The 13,386-nt window shown below is 69.2% G+C and carries 14 protein-coding genes; 3 read left to right on the forward strand and 11 right to left on the reverse strand.

The window, feature by feature from the left end:
• Nucleotides 1-52: 52 nt before the first annotated feature.
• The 10 genes from ACYUD3_RS37650 to ACYUD3_RS37695 form a co-directional block, all read right to left on the reverse strand.
• Nucleotides 53-367 (reverse strand): pore-forming ESAT-6 family protein, encoded by a 315-nt coding sequence (locus tag ACYUD3_RS37650; RefSeq protein ID WP_470980741.1) that lies wholly within the window; start codon nucleotides 365-367, stop codon nucleotides 53-55.
• A gap of 164 nt (nucleotides 368-531) precedes the next feature.
• A complete protein-coding gene (locus ACYUD3_RS37655; RefSeq protein WP_470980744.1) occupies nucleotides 532-864 on the reverse strand; it encodes a hypothetical protein in 333 nt (110 codons plus the stop codon).
• Nucleotides 865-1,088: 224 nt separating this feature from the next.
• On the reverse strand, nucleotides 1,089-2,090 hold the full coding sequence (locus tag ACYUD3_RS37660; RefSeq protein WP_470980746.1) for a hypothetical protein: 1,002 nt from the start codon (nucleotides 2,088-2,090) through the stop codon (nucleotides 1,089-1,091).
• Nucleotides 2,087-4,744: a hypothetical protein gene (locus ACYUD3_RS37665; protein ID WP_470980748.1), complete on the reverse strand. Its 2,658-nt coding sequence runs from the start codon at nucleotides 4,742-4,744 to the stop codon at nucleotides 2,087-2,089. Before ACYUD3_RS37665 ends, ACYUD3_RS37660 begins: the two co-directional genes overlap by 4 nt.
• Nucleotides 4,741-4,932, reverse strand: a complete 192-nt coding sequence (locus tag ACYUD3_RS37670) for a hypothetical protein (protein ID WP_470980750.1) — start codon at nucleotides 4,930-4,932, stop codon at nucleotides 4,741-4,743. Before ACYUD3_RS37670 ends, ACYUD3_RS37665 begins: the two co-directional genes overlap by 4 nt.
• A gap of 41 nt (nucleotides 4,933-4,973) precedes the next feature.
• Nucleotides 4,974-5,288 (reverse strand): pore-forming ESAT-6 family protein, encoded by a 315-nt coding sequence (locus tag ACYUD3_RS37675; protein ID WP_470980752.1) that lies wholly within the window; start codon nucleotides 5,286-5,288, stop codon nucleotides 4,974-4,976.
• A 55-nt stretch (nucleotides 5,289-5,343) separates the two neighbouring features.
• A complete protein-coding gene (locus ACYUD3_RS37680) occupies nucleotides 5,344-5,676 on the reverse strand; it encodes a hypothetical protein (protein ID WP_470980753.1) in 333 nt (110 codons plus the stop codon).
• A 127-nt stretch (nucleotides 5,677-5,803) separates the two neighbouring features.
• Nucleotides 5,804-6,979 (reverse strand): SpoIIE family protein phosphatase, encoded by a 1,176-nt coding sequence (locus ACYUD3_RS37685; RefSeq protein WP_470980755.1) that lies wholly within the window; start codon nucleotides 6,977-6,979, stop codon nucleotides 5,804-5,806.
• Nucleotides 6,980-7,123: 144 nt separating this feature from the next.
• Nucleotides 7,124-7,936 carry an Fpg/Nei family DNA glycosylase gene (locus ACYUD3_RS37690; protein ID WP_470980800.1) on the reverse strand — a complete coding sequence of 271 codons (813 nt, stop codon included), beginning with the start codon at nucleotides 7,934-7,936 and terminating at the stop codon, nucleotides 7,124-7,126.
• Between the two features lie 62 nt (nucleotides 7,937-7,998).
• Nucleotides 7,999-8,484, reverse strand: coding sequence for a ribose-5-phosphate isomerase (locus ACYUD3_RS37695; RefSeq protein WP_470980757.1), 486 nt, complete (start codon nucleotides 8,482-8,484; stop codon nucleotides 7,999-8,001).
• Nucleotides 8,485-8,674: 190 nt separating this feature from the next.
• On the opposite strand from ACYUD3_RS37695, the gene ACYUD3_RS37700 reads away from it, so the two are divergent.
• Both ACYUD3_RS37700 and ACYUD3_RS37705 read left to right on the forward strand, forming a co-directional pair.
• Complete coding sequence (locus ACYUD3_RS37700) at nucleotides 8,675-10,102, forward strand: amino acid permease (protein ID WP_470980760.1); 1,428 nt, start codon at nucleotides 8,675-8,677, stop codon at nucleotides 10,100-10,102.
• A gap of 160 nt (nucleotides 10,103-10,262) precedes the next feature.
• On the forward strand, nucleotides 10,263-10,970 hold the full coding sequence (locus ACYUD3_RS37705) for an LPXTG cell wall anchor domain-containing protein (protein WP_470980762.1): 708 nt from the start codon (nucleotides 10,263-10,265) through the stop codon (nucleotides 10,968-10,970).
• A 76-nt stretch (nucleotides 10,971-11,046) separates the two neighbouring features.
• On the opposite strand, the gene ACYUD3_RS37710 is transcribed toward ACYUD3_RS37705, so the two are convergent.
• Complete coding sequence (locus tag ACYUD3_RS37710; RefSeq protein WP_470980765.1) at nucleotides 11,047-11,631, reverse strand: biotin transporter BioY; 585 nt, start codon at nucleotides 11,629-11,631, stop codon at nucleotides 11,047-11,049.
• 280 nt (nucleotides 11,632-11,911) lie between these two features.
• On the opposite strand from ACYUD3_RS37710, the gene ACYUD3_RS37715 reads away from it, so the two are divergent.
• Nucleotides 11,912-13,276 carry an amino acid permease gene (locus ACYUD3_RS37715; protein ID WP_470980767.1) on the forward strand — a complete coding sequence of 455 codons (1,365 nt, stop codon included), beginning with the start codon at nucleotides 11,912-11,914 and terminating at the stop codon, nucleotides 13,274-13,276.
• The last annotated feature ends 110 nt before the right edge of the window (nucleotides 13,277-13,386 follow it).

Genomic DNA, 13,386 nt, shown 5'->3' on the forward strand with positions numbered 1-13,386 from the left:
ACAGCCCCCGTACGTTCCTGCTCTACGACTCTCTACGACGCCTTCTCGGCGCTCAGCCGATGTTGTCGACGGCGGCCTTCGCGCGCGACAGCGTCGACGAGGCCGTGCCGTCGTTCTTCTCCAGCGTGGTCTTCAGCAGGTTGATGATGTTGCGGACCTCGTTGGAGGCGCTGTTCCAACGCTGCTCCTTGCCGTGGTACTCGTCGGCGACACCGTCGGCGGTGAAGTCGGCCATCGCCGCCTTGACCTGCCGGTCGCGCTGTCCGATCAGCGTCTCCAGCTGGGCGATGACGGTCTGGATGTTGCCCTGCGCGTCGGCGGACGCGCCGGAGTCGTACGACCGACGGTCCGAACCTGAACCGGCCATGGTGGAACTCCCCGTGTGTGGAACGTGGTTGAAGAGGTGTGAGGGCGGGCCTTCAGCGGCCCTCGGAGGGTGCGCCTCGGAAGGTGCGCCTCGGAAGGTGCGCCTCGGAGGTGTGCCTCGGAGGTGTGCCTCGGTGAGGCGGAGCCCCCGGCGGCGTACGACGCTCAGCGCGCGCCGAAGCGGGCCGCGTCGAAGTTGGCGGCGGACATCTGCTGCCGGGCGTTGTCGCCCTGCTCCTGATCGCCGGAGCTGAACGCGGAGTCCATGCCCGACTGGCCGCCGAGGATCGCGGAGAGGGAGGAGTTGAGGCTGCCGGCGATCTCGTCGGCGCGCGACTTGAACTGGTCGAACATGACCCGGCCCGCGCCGTTGAACTTGCCCTCCAGCGGCTGCGCGGCCTGCACCAGCTGCTTCACCAGCGACCCCAGGTCGTCACTCGACCCCCGCGAGTCCTTCATCAACGTCGAGAGCGTCTGCGCACCCATGTCGAACTTCATGAATCCCCCGTCCAGCTGACTCGTCTCACATCACACGCATCAAGGCGTACTTCCATGCCTATCAACAGGCCGATCCCTGACGCAATCGGGGGGCCGCATCCTCACAGAGACGCCACATGACTGTGACCAGATCATGGGCATAAAAGGGATGAGCGTAATCAAAAAACGCTCACCCATCTACCCTTACAGGCCAATTTCGATCAAGCTCATAGACCCGGCGTCTCTCAGGCTCCGAGTTCCCTCAGCGCGGAGAGGGCAATGGTGCCGGTGGACGCCGATGGCCGCACGTGACCGGCGTCCTGGGTGTCCGGCAGCGCAGACAGTTCCGCGAGGGCCGCCGACGGGGAGGCACCCCGGTCGTACGCGGCACGCAGCCGCTCCAGCCAGACCAGCCCGGCACGGTAGACCGCGTCCTGATCGACATCGGTCGGTTCGAAGCTCGCCGCGCCCTCGGCGTCCGATGCCCAGAGGTGGCCGAGCAGTTCACCGTGCCCGCCGTGCACCGGCACGTACCGCACGTCGCCCTCCGCCGTGCGCCGGTAGCCGATGCGGCCGAACCCCGGGGCATGGGTGAAGACGCCGTAGCGCCTGGGCACTTCGAAACTGCCCCACACGTCCGAGGGGGTGCCGTCGGCGTCGAAGAAGTTCTCGGCGCCGGTCTCGGTGGGCTTCGCGAAGTACGTCGGATCGTCCGGTTCGGTCTCCGACTCAAGGACGACGGCCAGCTCGTTCAGCGCGGCGGCCAGCCGAGGTGCGTTGACCGCGTACAGCTCAGGCTGCGGTGTCCCCTTGAGGTCGTAGGGCAGCCATACGTCCATGTTGGTCATCAGGTCGACGGTGACGAAGTCGGCGAACGACGAGGACCCCAGCCAGAACACCTTCTCCGTCAGGACCGCTTCATGTTCACCGTTTCGGATGACAAGGCCGGCGCACTCCACCGACGCGTCCACGGACCCGATCTCACCGGCTTCGAGCCCGGCCCGCACCTGTTCGGCCAACGCGGCGAGCCCACCTGGCGGAACAGCCATCGTCCCTTCGAACAGCAGGCTGTTGCTCTTGCCCGCCTCGGAGACGGAGACCCGCACCGCGGGATCGCCGGCGGCGAAGCCATGAGCGGCCAGTACCCCGTGCGCGGCCAGCAGATCCCGCAGGGAGCAGACAATCGCATCGGCCGTCTCGTCGTCCCGGCCCCAGGCCCAACGCGCTACAGCAGTCGAGGCGATCATAGGATTCCCTCCGGGGTGAACCTGCCCTCACGTGGAACGAGGATCATCCCATCCGGGGTGCGAATGACGAACTGCACTTTCTTTCCCTCGTAGCCGTTTTGCAGCCGGTCGAGCTGAGTCTCCATGTCGAGCTTGGACGCTTTGGTGTCCACCACGAATGTCTTGACATCGGCGTGCGATTCCGTGAGCTGACCGATCTTCTTGAAGATGTTGCGGACGACAGTGCTCGCCGAAGTCGGCGACTGCTCACCCGTCATGTCCTTGAACTGCCAGCCGTGCACCGTGCCGTCCGCTTCCCTGGCCATCAGGTCGAGGTCGGTCTTGCCCTCCGTGAAGACACCGGGCTTGATCTCGTGACCGCCCTGCTTCAGCTCGAACGTGATGTCGGTCAGACCGCCCTCGTACAACCGGTTCGCCAGCCGGACCTGTTCCACGCACCCGGACAGCTCGCTCGGCCGTGACATGTTGGACACGACTTCGGCGAAGTTGGCGGCTCCCCTGAACCGGCCCGAAGCGATCGTCTCGGCCATTTCCTTACCTGCCGGGCTGCCACTCAAAGTGTTCAAAATGGCTTCCACGTCACCGGGCTTCACCTTCGTACCCCGGATCTGCCCCCGGACGAGGCTCTCCAACTCGCTGCCCCGCTCCAGCGGGCCCGCCTCCTGCGACGGCGTCCTCCACCCTTCGAGGTCGTCCACCCCGCGCGGCGGCTCGTGATCGAACCCCTGGCCGCCGTCAGCGCCGCCCCCACCATGTGCTCCGCCATGACCGCCGGGGGAGCCGCTTTCGCCGCCGATGCCAGAAGGCTCGTGTCCACTGGCCGAGTGACCGCCGTCGTGGCTGGCGCCGCTCTCCCCGCCGTGCCCGGCCCCCCCGTCATGGCCATGGCCGTGCCCGCCCGGCGGTGTCTCGTGGCTCGCCGACGCCCCCGGGCCATGCTCATGTGCCGTGCCGCCAGGTGCGTGATCGCCGGTATGGCCGCCCGGCAGGTGGTCGCCCCCGTGCCCGCCCGGCAAGTGGCCGCCCGGCACATGCCCACCCGGCACACCCCCATCCGGCACGTGACCCCCCGGCACACCCCCGCCCGGCACCCCCGCATGAGCATGCGCCCCCGGCACATCCCCGCCCGCATGAACCCCCACCGGGACCTGATCCGGAACCCGGCCCACGTCCCCCAAGCTGCTGCCCAAGTGCACCGACTGCGCCGGAGCCGTATGCGCCCCCGCCAGCGCCGGCTCGCGGTCCGGTAGGAGTGTCGGGCCCCGTTCCCCCGTGTCCAGCAGCACCTTCCCCTGCGAGTCCAGGATCTTGCCGTCCGGGGACATGTAGATCGTCGGGTCCGTCTCGGCCGATACGCGCGTCGTGCCCTCGGGGAGGACCGGGGTGTCGGTCGGGGCCTTGAAGGTGCCGTCCGGCAACTCCCGCACGCCTGCCGGGATCGTGGCACCCTCCGGGAGGTGGATCGTGCCGTCGGGCAGCATCGCCGCGCCGTCGGGGAGGATCACCGCCGTCTCCGGCAGCTTCGGGATGTCGATCTTTCCTACGCCCTTCAGGGCGGCGGTGATGTCACCGACCTTCGACAGGCCCATGCCGGCCGCCTTGCCGATGTACGTCATCGGGTCGATGATCTTCCCGGCCTTGCCCGCCAGGGACAGCGCCCGAGCGACGGCGCCCGCCTTGCCGGCGCCCGAGACCCCGGCGCCCGCGCCACCCGTGAAGACCGTGGTCAGGACGTTGAAGGTCACCGCGCCCGCCGCCCGGCCCGGATTCTTCCCCCACTCGTCCCACGCCAGCAGCGCCTTGCCCGTCTCCTTCATCGCCGTCCGCGAATCACGCAGCCACGACGGCAACTTGTCGTCCGGCGCCGTCAGGAACATCGGTCCGACGATCGGCACGGACGACAACGCCAGCCCCGTCGCCAGCTGGGCGAGGCCCTTCCATGCCTGGCCCATCGCGTCCCAGCCACCGAAACCCACCAGTGTCCCGAGGCCCTTGATAGTGCCCCAGATGCCGTCCACGACAATGCCGTCCCAGACGAACGACTTGACCCAGTGGCCCACCTCGTACCAGTGGTGCCGCTCCTCCACCGGGTCGCCCCACGGCAGTTGGGCGTTCTTCAGGTCCGACGCGCTGAAGCCGTACTGATCCTTACGGTCCGAGCCGTCGCCCGCGACCATCTGCGTGCCGCCCCAGATCGCCGTGATCTTGTTGTGGCACGTCCGCTCCGCCGCCCAGAACGCCGCCACCGTCTCCGTGATCTGATCGCGCAGCTTGTTGTGCTCGTCGACCTTGTCGCCGTCGTACTCCCAATCGCCGTCGTCCTTCACGGACGCCACGAACGTCTGCGCCTGGCTCTTCAGATCCGCGAGCTTGGTCACCAGCGGGCGGATCTCCGTCGCGTACGACGACAGGGCGCCGGAGACGGTTTCCAGGTGGGTGCCGAACGTGTCCGCGCGGTCCTTCACCGGCTTCGTCGTCGCGAAGAGCTGCTCCGCCTCGGGAGCCTTGTAGAACGCCGACAGGCCCTGGAACTGGGAGTCGACGTCGGCGCCGGTGGTGCGGACGTCGCCCGCGTCCTTCTTCAACGCCGCGTAGTCGAGGTCCAGTTGGGCCAAGTCACCGGTGAACTGGGGGATCTGGTCGGGCTTGATCATGCGCTCGCCTGTCCGGGCAGGTCGGGCTTGGGGACGGCGATGAACTCCAGGTCCTTGGCGGCCTGTTCGGCGTACTGGGACAACGCCAGCGCGACCAGGCCGCCCGGTGCCCGCCCCCCTGACGCCCTCTCACCGGTCGTCCTCAGCACACCCGAGATCCCCTGCGGCCGCAGATCCCAGCCCGTCATCGGTCGCACCTCCCCGTAACCCTCAAGCGAAAGACGGCCGTTCAGCCGATGTTGTCGACGGCGGCCTTCGCGCGCGACAGCGTCGACGAGGCCGTGCCGTCGTTCTTCTCCAGCGTGGTCTTCAGCAGCGCGATGATGTTGCGGACCTCGTTGGAGGCGCTGTTCCAGCGCTGCTCCTTGCCGTGGTACTCGTCCGCGACACCGTCCGCCGTGAAGTCGGCCATCGCCGCCTTCACCTGCCGGTCCCGCTGCCCGATCAACGTCTCCAACTGCGCGATCACCGTCTGGATGTTGCCCTGCGCGTCCGCGGACGCCCCAGAGTCGTACGACCGACGGTCCGAACCCGCACCAGCCATGACCAACTCCCCGTGCTCCGGAAGAAAGTTAAAAGCACCACGCCGCTACAGAACTTCAGCGCGAACCGAACCTCGCCGCATCGAAGTTCGCCGCCGACATCTGCTGCCGAGCGTTGTCCCCCTGCTCCTGATCCCCGGAGCCGAACGCCGAGTCCATCCCCGACTGACCCCCCAGGATCGCCGACAGCGACCCGTTCAGCTCGCTCGCGATCTCGTCCGCGCGCGCCTTGAACTGGTCGAACATGACCCGGCCCGCGCCGTTGAACTTGCCCTCCAGCGGCTGCGCCGCCTGCACCAACTGCCGGACCAGCGCGCCGAGATCGTCACTCGAACCGCGCGAGTCCTTCATCAGCGTCGAGAGGGTCTGCGCCCCCATGTCGAACTTCATACCGCTCGCCGCCTCCCCGTAGGCACCACTACGACACCATCTGTAGCAACACCTGCTCCGCCTCCGCAATCGGGAACGAAGTTCGGTTACGGAACCAACACGTCGGAACCCCGCCGCCACCGGCACGTCAGAACCTCGTCGCCGTCGGCCCCTCCCGGCACACCAGCAGCAGCGCCCGATCGTCGTTCACATCCTTCGCGACCGCCTCGATCAAGTGCCAGGCGGCGCCCTGGAATCCGCCGGCGACGTAACGGTCCGCCTCGCCGGTGAGCCGGTCGATGCCCTCGACGATGTCCCGGTCGGACGTCTCCACCAGCCCGTCCGTGAACAGCATCAGCACGTCCCCGGGCCGCAACGCCCCCTTCACGGGGTCGAACTGGGCGCCCTCGTACACCCCGAGGAGCGGGCCCTCGGCGGCCTTCTCCTCCCAGCGGCCGCTGCCGGCGCTGAGCTGGAGGCCCGGGGGATGGCCGGCGGAGTACAGCTCGTAGTCGCCGGAGTCGAGGTCGAGGACCAGGTGGATCGACGTCGCGAAGCCCTCGTCCCAGTCCTGGCGCAGGAGGTAGCCGTTGGCGGCGGGGAGGAACGCGTGGGGCGGGAGGGAGCCGAGCAGTCCGCCGAAGGCGCCGGACAGAAGCAGGGCGCGCGACCCGGCGTCCATGCCTTTTCCGGAGACGTCGGTGAGGACGACCTCCATCGTCCGGCCGCCGTTGGTGCGCGCGGCGACGACGAAGTCGCCGGAGAAGGACTGCCCGCCGGCCGGGCGCAGCGCCATCTCGCGGTGCCAGCCGGGCGGCAGTTTCGGCAGCTTGCTCTGGACGCGGATGCGCTCGCGCAGGTCGAAGAGCATCGTTCCGCCCCGCCGCCAGGGCACCCCGACGCGGCTGCGGAACTGCGCGATGAGCAGGCCGAAGAACCCGCAGGCCGCTACGACCAGGACGATGCCCGGGGTGACCCGCGACGGACCTTCCGTGTACGGGCCCAGCTGGACCGACTCGACGATCAGCGCCGTCGCCGCCGCCGCGTACAGGGCGAGGAGGCTGGAGGGGCGCAGCAGGAGCCCGCCGGCCACGATCGGCAGGACCAGGGCGGCCGGGGAGCACCACACCGAGTTGGCCAGGGTCATGGCCGCGATGAGCGGGATGGTGAGGAGGAGTCCGGCGAGCGCGATCCAGTCGGAGCCGTCGCCGCGGAAGTAGTCCACGGCGCTTCTGCGCACGCCGGTGCGGACCCGGTGCATCAAATGCCTCAACCGGGCCGTGAGCGTCTCGGCTTCCGCGCGCCGCTGTCGTCCTGCTGCCATCAGTTCGGGACCCTATCCATCCGACCCGGCGCTTGGCACGGGAGGTCCCACTTGTCCCCCGTCCGAGGCCCGACTTCACAGTGAACTTCACGGAAAGCCGTCCCCGTGCGGGTAGGGCGAAATTCGCTCATTCGTCCCTCGGGGCTACGACGGTGTCTGGCAGGTCGGGCACCAGAACAGGTTCCTGTTCGACAGGTCGGCCGTCCTGATCCCGGTCGCGCAGATCAGGCAGGGCTGCGTCGCCCTGCGGTAGACGTACACCTCGCCGCCGTGGTCGTCCTTGCGCGGGGGGCGGCCCATCGCCTCCGGGGTGTGTTCGGGGCGGACGGTGTCGATGCGGTTGTTGCGGACGCCCTCGCGCATCAGGTCCACGAGGTCGCTCCAGATCGCCGTCCACTCGCGTTCGGTGATGTCCTTGCCGGGGCGGTAGGGGTCGATGCGGTGGCGGAAGAGGACTTCCGCGCGGTAGACGTTGCCGACGCCCGCGATGATCTTCTGGTCCATGAGGAGGGCGGCGATGGTGGTGCGGCTGCGGGAGACGCGGGCGTACGCCTGCCGGGGGTCGGCGTCGGCGCGCAGCGGGTCGGGGCCGAGGCGGGTGTGTATCGCCGTCTTCTCCTCGCCGGTGAGGAGGGCGCAGGTCGTGGGGCCGCGGAGGTCGACGTACGCCGTCGCGTTCGCGAGGCGCAGGCGGACCGTGTCGGTGGGCGGCGGGGCGGGGGTCGTACCGAAGGTGACCTTGCCGAAGAGGCCCAGGTGGATGTGGATCCAGTCGCTGTCGCGGAAGCCCAGGAAGAGGTGTTTGCCGTGGGCCTCGGTGCGGGTGAGCTCGGCGCGGTCCAGGAGGGCGGCGGAGTCGGAGAACTTGCCCTGCGGGCTGGTGACGCGGGGGGTGGTGCCGAGGAAACGCTCCGCGTAGTCCGCCGCCAGCCGGTGAATGGTGTGCCCCTCCGGCACGGTGACCTCCCTGAGTCGGATCACACCATTCTCCCGCCCCCCGGCGCCCGGGAGCGCCGCCCCTACTGCTGCGGGTGGTGCGCCGGGATCTCCGGCAGCTCGCCGGTCGTCTCGTAGCGTGTCAGCATCTCGATGCGGCGGATGTGCCGCTCGCCCTCGGAGAAGGGGGTGCCCAGGAAGGTCTCGACGAATTTCGTCGCCTCCTCCTGGGTGTGCATACGGGCGCCGACGGCGATCACGTTCGCGTTGTTGTGCTCCCGGCCCAGCGCGGCGGTCTCCGCGCTCCACGCCAGGGCCGCCCGCACCCCCTTGACCTTGTTCGCGGCGATCTGCTCGCCGTTGCCGGAGCCGCCGATCACGATGCCGAGGGCGTCCGGGTCGGCCGCGGTGCGCTCGGCCGCGCGCAGGCAGAAGGGGGGGTAGTCGTCCTGGGCGTCGTAGAGGTGGGGGCCGCAGTCGACCGGGTCGTGGCCCGCCTCCTTCAGCCAGGTCACCAGGTGGTTCTTGAGGTCGTAGCCGGCATGGTCCGAGCCTAGGTACACGCGCATGGGACGAGTGTGACACGGGCCGCGCGAGACGTGCACAGCCCCTGTATTTCTACGAAACGTCCAGAAAACCCGCGTCGACGATCCTTAATGGCGGGTACACGAAATCCGCAGCCTCAGTTTCACTAACCGCCAGCACCCGCACCCCCCGTCCGCTCCCCTCCCCACCCCCACGCCGCGCAAAGGACCGCTCATGACCTCGCCCCCGACCCTCTCGAAGCCCCCCACGAGCCCGGAGGAACCCGGGCCCGGCCTCCAGGCGGGCCTGAAGAACCGGCATCTGTCGATGATCGCCATCGGCGGTGTCATCGGGGCCGGTCTCTTCGTCGGCTCCAGCACCGGCATCGCCACCGCGGGCCCCGGCATCCTGCTGTCCTACGCCCTCGTCGGCACGCTCGTGGTGCTGGTGATGCGGATGCTGGGCGAGATGTCGGTGGCCAACCCGACGACCGGCTCCTTCTCCGCGCACGCCGACCGGGCGCTCGGGCCGTGGGCCGGGTTCACCATCGGCTGGCTGTACTGGTTCTTCTGGGTCGTCGTGCTGGCGGTCGAGGCCACGGCCGGCGCGAAGATCCTGGAGGGCTGGATCCCGGCCGTGCCGCAGTGGGGCTGGGCGCTGATCGTGATGGTCGTGCTGACCGCCACGAACCTGGTCTCGGTCGGCTCCTACGGCGAGTTCGAGTTCTGGTTCGCCGGCATCAAGGTCGTCGCGATCGGCGCGTTCGTCGTGGTCGGGCTGCTGGCCGTGTTCGGGGTGCTGCCGGGGGTGGACAGCGACAAGGCCGGGCTCGGGAATCTCACCGATCACGGCGGGTTCCTGCCGCACGGCGCCGGGGCGATCCTGACGGGTGTCCTGCTGGTCGTCTTCTCCTTCATGGGCAGTGAGATCGCGACGCTGGCGGCCGGTGAGTCGGAGGACCCGCAGCGGGCGGTCACGAAGTCGACGAACAGCATCATCTGGCGGATCGCGGTCTTCTACCTGGGCTCGATCTTCGTCGTCGTCACCCTGCTGCCCTGGAACGACCCCTCCATCAAGGAGAAGGGTTCGTACGTCGCGGCGCTGGACTCGCTCGGCATCGCGCACGCCGGTCAGATCATGAACTTCATCGTGCTGACGTCGGTGCTGTCCTGTCTCAACTCCGGTCTGTACACGGCGTCCCGGATGGCGTTCTCGCTCGGTGAGCGCGGGGACGCGCCGAAGGCGTTCGCGCGGACGACCTCGCGCGGGGTGCCGATGGCGGCGATCGTCGCGTCGGTGCTGTTCGGCTTCGTCGCCGTCTTCTTCAACTACAAGTACCCCGACTCGGTCTTCCTCTTCCTCGTCAACTCCTCCGGCGCGGTCGCCCTGTTCGTGTGGCTCGTCATCTGCTTCTCGCAGCTGCGGATGCGCCGCATCATCCAGGCGGAGGCCCCGGAGAAGCTCGTCGTCAAGATGTGGCTGTACCCGTATCTGACGTGGGCGACGGCCGCTCTGATCGTCTTCGTCCTCGGCTACATGCTGACCGACACCGAGCACGACGGCCGCGAGACGGTCCTGCTGTCCCTGGCGGTCGCGGCGGGCGTCCTGATCATCGCGTTCGTGAAGGACAAGGTACGGAAGCACGAGGTCACGGCGCCTTAAAACTCGCCGCGCAGATCTTGAGGGCACTCCCTTTCGCTCCGGGGAGTGCCCTTCGGCGTGAAGGCGTACCGAATCCACCGGCATAGTGCGGAGAATTCCTGGGGTACCTCTTCAAGTACCGCGAATTCAGCAGCGGTCGAGGGGGAGCGAGGGGGCGGGCATGATTTCTCGACGTACGGCCGTCGTCACCGGTTCGGTGTTCGCGGCGGCGGTACTGATCCTGGCGCCGCGCGCCGGCGCCGATGACCAGCCCGGCAGTCCGAAGGGGGGCAAGGCGATCGACGCGGCCCCGGTGGGCGTCCGGCTGACGACCTTCCTGCCGGTGAAGATCTCGGTGGACAACAAGACGCGTCAGACGGCACTGAAGGCGACCGTGAAGAATGAGGGGACGAAAGGGAGTGGTGAGATCAGGCTGTTGGTCGTGGGATACGACGGGCTCACGGTGAACGCGGTACAGGGGTGCTCGGTCATTCCCAAGGGAAATCTTCCGGCGGGCGCGAACAGCGGTTTCTCCTGCTCCCTTTCCGGTCTCGCGGCCGGGGCCTCGAAGTCGTATGCGGTATCGGCTACTTACGACCTGGGCAAGAAGGGGGAGATCTCCCTTCCCGTGCGGTCGCCGGACGGCAAGAAGACCTATTGGCAGCAGGGCCCGGTCCCCTTCGGCACCGGGAGTCCCACGCCGAACGCGCCGGCCACCGCGCTGGTGCTGGGCACCGACAACAAGCCGGCGGCGCCCGGCGGCGGGGCGGAGCTGCCGAACACCGGGGCCTCGGAGGACCTCTTCTCCCTCGGGACGGCGGGGCTCGCGCTGATGACGGCGGGGGCGGCGGGGGTGTGGTGGACGCGGCGGCGGCCTGAGGCGGCGTAAAAACCCAGGGGGCTCAGGAGACAGAGAAGGGGGGCGTGTCACACGCGGTGACACGCCCCCTGTCGCACAGCGCGGCTCAGCGCTTGTCGAGCAGCTTCCACACCCCGGGCACCAGCCCCATCGCCAGCGCCGCCTTGAGCGCGTCGCCGATCAGGTACGGGGTGAGGCCGGCCGCGATCGCCTGGGACGCGGACATGTCGGCCGCGTAGGCGAGGTAAGGGACGCCGACGGCGTAGATGACCGCCTCGCCCAGCAGCATCGTCCCCGCCATCCGCAGCACCCCGCGGTCCGCGCCCTTGCGGGCGAGGGCGCCCACGGCGGCGGAGGCGAGGAGGAGGCCGAGGATGTAGCCGAAGGACACCATGCCGGCGCCGGAGCCGCCCTCGGCGAACCACGGGACGCCCGCGACACCGGCGACGGCGTACAGGGCGAGGGCGAGGAAGCCGCGGCGGGCGCCGAGGGAGGTGCCGACGAGGAGCGCGGCGAAGGTCTGGCCGGTCACCGGGACCGGGGAGCCGGGCACCGGCACGGCGAGCTGGGCGGCGAGGCCGGTGAGGGCGGCGCCGCCCACGACCAGGGCGGCGTCCCGGACGCGGGTGGACGGAAGCAGATCGGCGAGGACCTGCCCAGGGCGGGCGGACGAGGCGGCGACGGCGCTCATGGTGGACTCCGCGGGCTCGGGGACGGGCGGGGGACGAACGCGACGCTATCCCAGGCGGGCCCGCGCGCTCACCGTCACTCATCGACAAACGGCTGGTCAGCGGGTTGGTGGGCTACTGACAAAGAGCGCGTCTCACACGTCGCGGGGCGTGACTCCGGTCACGGGGGCGCGGTGAGGGACCGCACCCGCCCGGGGCGTGACGTCCGTCACTGGGCATGCTCACGCCCCGTCGGTACCCTGAACCCCTTTGCCCTTCTCTTGCATTGGACGAGCCGCGCCCATGCCCAGCAATGTCGAGACGCGCGCCGAGGCGCCCGGTCTCACCCACAGTCTCAAGCAGCGCCATCTGTCGATGATCGCCCTCGGCGGGGTCATCGGCGCCGGTCTGTTCGTCGGTTCCGGGTCGGGGATCGCCGCCGCCGGTCCGTCGATCGTGCTCGCCTACGCCCTCTCCGGTCTCCTCGTGATGCTGGTGATGCGGATGCTGGGCGAGATGTCGGCGGCGTATCCGTCGTCGGGCTCGTTCTCCGCGCACGCCGAGCGGGCGATCGGTCCGTGGGCGGGGTTCACCGCGGGCTGGGCGTTCTGGGTGCTGATCTGCACGGCGGTCGGCCTGGAGGGGCTCGGCGCCGCGAAGATAGTCACCGGGTGGCTGCCGGGGACACCGGAGTGGGCCTGGGTGGCCCTCTTCATGCTGGTGTTCTGTGGGACGAACCTGGCGGCCGTCCGTAACTTCGGTGAGTTCGAGTTCTGGTTCGCGGCCCTGAAGGTGACCGCGATCGGCCTGTTCCTGGTCCTCGGCGTGCTCGCCATCATGGGCGTCCTGCCGGACACCACCGCCCCGGGCACCTCGCACCTCTCCGACTTCTTCCCCAACGGCGGCGAGGGCTTCGTCGTCGGCCTGCTCGCGACGGTCTTCGCGTACGGCGGCCTGGAGACGGTGACGATCGCGGCGGCCGAGTCCGAGGACCCGGTGCGGGGTGTGGCGAGCGCGGTGCGGACGGCAATGTGGCGGATCGCGCTGTTCTACGTCGGCTCGATGGCCGTCATCGTGACGCTGGTCCCCTGGGACGCGCAGGCGGTCGCCAAGCGGGGCCCGTACGTCGCCACGCTGGACGAGCTGGGCATCCCCGGCGCCGGTCAGCTGATGAACGTCGTCGTGCTGGTGGCGCTGCTGTCGGCGATGAACGCGAACATCTACGGGGGTTCGCGGATGATGTACTCGCTGGTCGAGCGGGGGCTGGCGGCGAAGGCGCTGGGGCGGGTGTCGGGCGGGGTGCCGCGGCTGGCGGTGCTGGCGTCGTCGCTGTTCGGGTTCGTGTGCGTGCTGCTGAGCTACTGGCGGCCGCAGGACGTCTTCCCCTGGCTGCTGAACATGATCGGGGCGGTGATCCTCGTCGTCTGGATCTTCATCGCCGTCTCGCAGCTGCGCACCCGGCGGCGCACCGAGCGGGAGGCTCCGGAGAAGCTGGTGGTGCGGATGTGGGGGTTCCCGTGGCTGACGTGGGTGGCGCTGGCGGGGATGGTGGCGGTGTTCGTGCTGATGGCGCGGGAGCCGGGGACCCGGGTGCAGTTGTACTCGACGGGGGCGATGACCTTGGCGCTGGCGGGAGTCGGGTACATGTGGCAGCGGGCCCGCCGCTGAGCGGTTCCCGGCGCAGCCCCTCGCGGATGATCCGCGAGGGGCTTTTTCTTGCTAGCCTGCACCTGCAAGCTCTTTGCAATAAGAACCAATGAGCAGTAAGAGGTTCGGAG

The organism is Streptomyces sp. AMJ-169 (assembly GCF_055597585.1).

What these genes read in the sequence shown, in the direction of transcription:
- ACYUD3_RS37650 (WP_470980741.1), bottom strand. Translation starts at nt 367, where the DNA reads ATGGCCGGTTCAGGTTCGGACCGTCGGTCGTACGACTCCGGCGCGTCC.
- ACYUD3_RS37655 (WP_470980744.1), bottom strand. Translation starts at nt 864, where the DNA reads ATGAAGTTCGACATGGGTGCGCAGACGCTCTCGACGTTGATGAAGGAC.
- ACYUD3_RS37660 (WP_470980746.1), bottom strand. Translation starts at nt 2,090, where the DNA reads ATGATCGCCTCGACTGCTGTAGCGCGTTGGGCCTGGGGCCGGGACGAC.
- ACYUD3_RS37665 (WP_470980748.1), bottom strand. Translation starts at nt 4,744, where the DNA reads ATGATCAAGCCCGACCAGATCCCCCAGTTCACCGGTGACTTGGCCCAA.
- ACYUD3_RS37670 (WP_470980750.1), bottom strand. Translation starts at nt 4,932, where the DNA reads ATGACGGGCTGGGATCTGCGGCCGCAGGGGATCTCGGGTGTGCTGAGG.
- ACYUD3_RS37675 (WP_470980752.1), bottom strand. Translation starts at nt 5,288, where the DNA reads ATGGCTGGTGCGGGTTCGGACCGTCGGTCGTACGACTCTGGGGCGTCC.
- ACYUD3_RS37680 (WP_470980753.1), bottom strand. Translation starts at nt 5,676, where the DNA reads ATGAAGTTCGACATGGGGGCGCAGACCCTCTCGACGCTGATGAAGGAC.
- ACYUD3_RS37685 (WP_470980755.1), bottom strand. Translation starts at nt 6,979, where the DNA reads ATGGCAGCAGGACGACAGCGGCGCGCGGAAGCCGAGACGCTCACGGCC.
- ACYUD3_RS37695 (WP_470980757.1), bottom strand. Translation starts at nt 8,484, where the DNA reads ATGCGCGTGTACCTAGGCTCGGACCATGCCGGCTACGACCTCAAGAAC.
- ACYUD3_RS37700 (WP_470980760.1), top strand. Translation starts at nt 8,675, where the DNA reads ATGACCTCGCCCCCGACCCTCTCGAAGCCCCCCACGAGCCCGGAGGAA.
- ACYUD3_RS37705 (WP_470980762.1), top strand. Translation starts at nt 10,263, where the DNA reads ATGATTTCTCGACGTACGGCCGTCGTCACCGGTTCGGTGTTCGCGGCG.
- ACYUD3_RS37710 (WP_470980765.1), bottom strand. Translation starts at nt 11,631, where the DNA reads ATGAGCGCCGTCGCCGCCTCGTCCGCCCGCCCTGGGCAGGTCCTCGCC.
- ACYUD3_RS37715 (WP_470980767.1), top strand. Translation starts at nt 11,912, where the DNA reads ATGCCCAGCAATGTCGAGACGCGCGCCGAGGCGCCCGGTCTCACCCAC.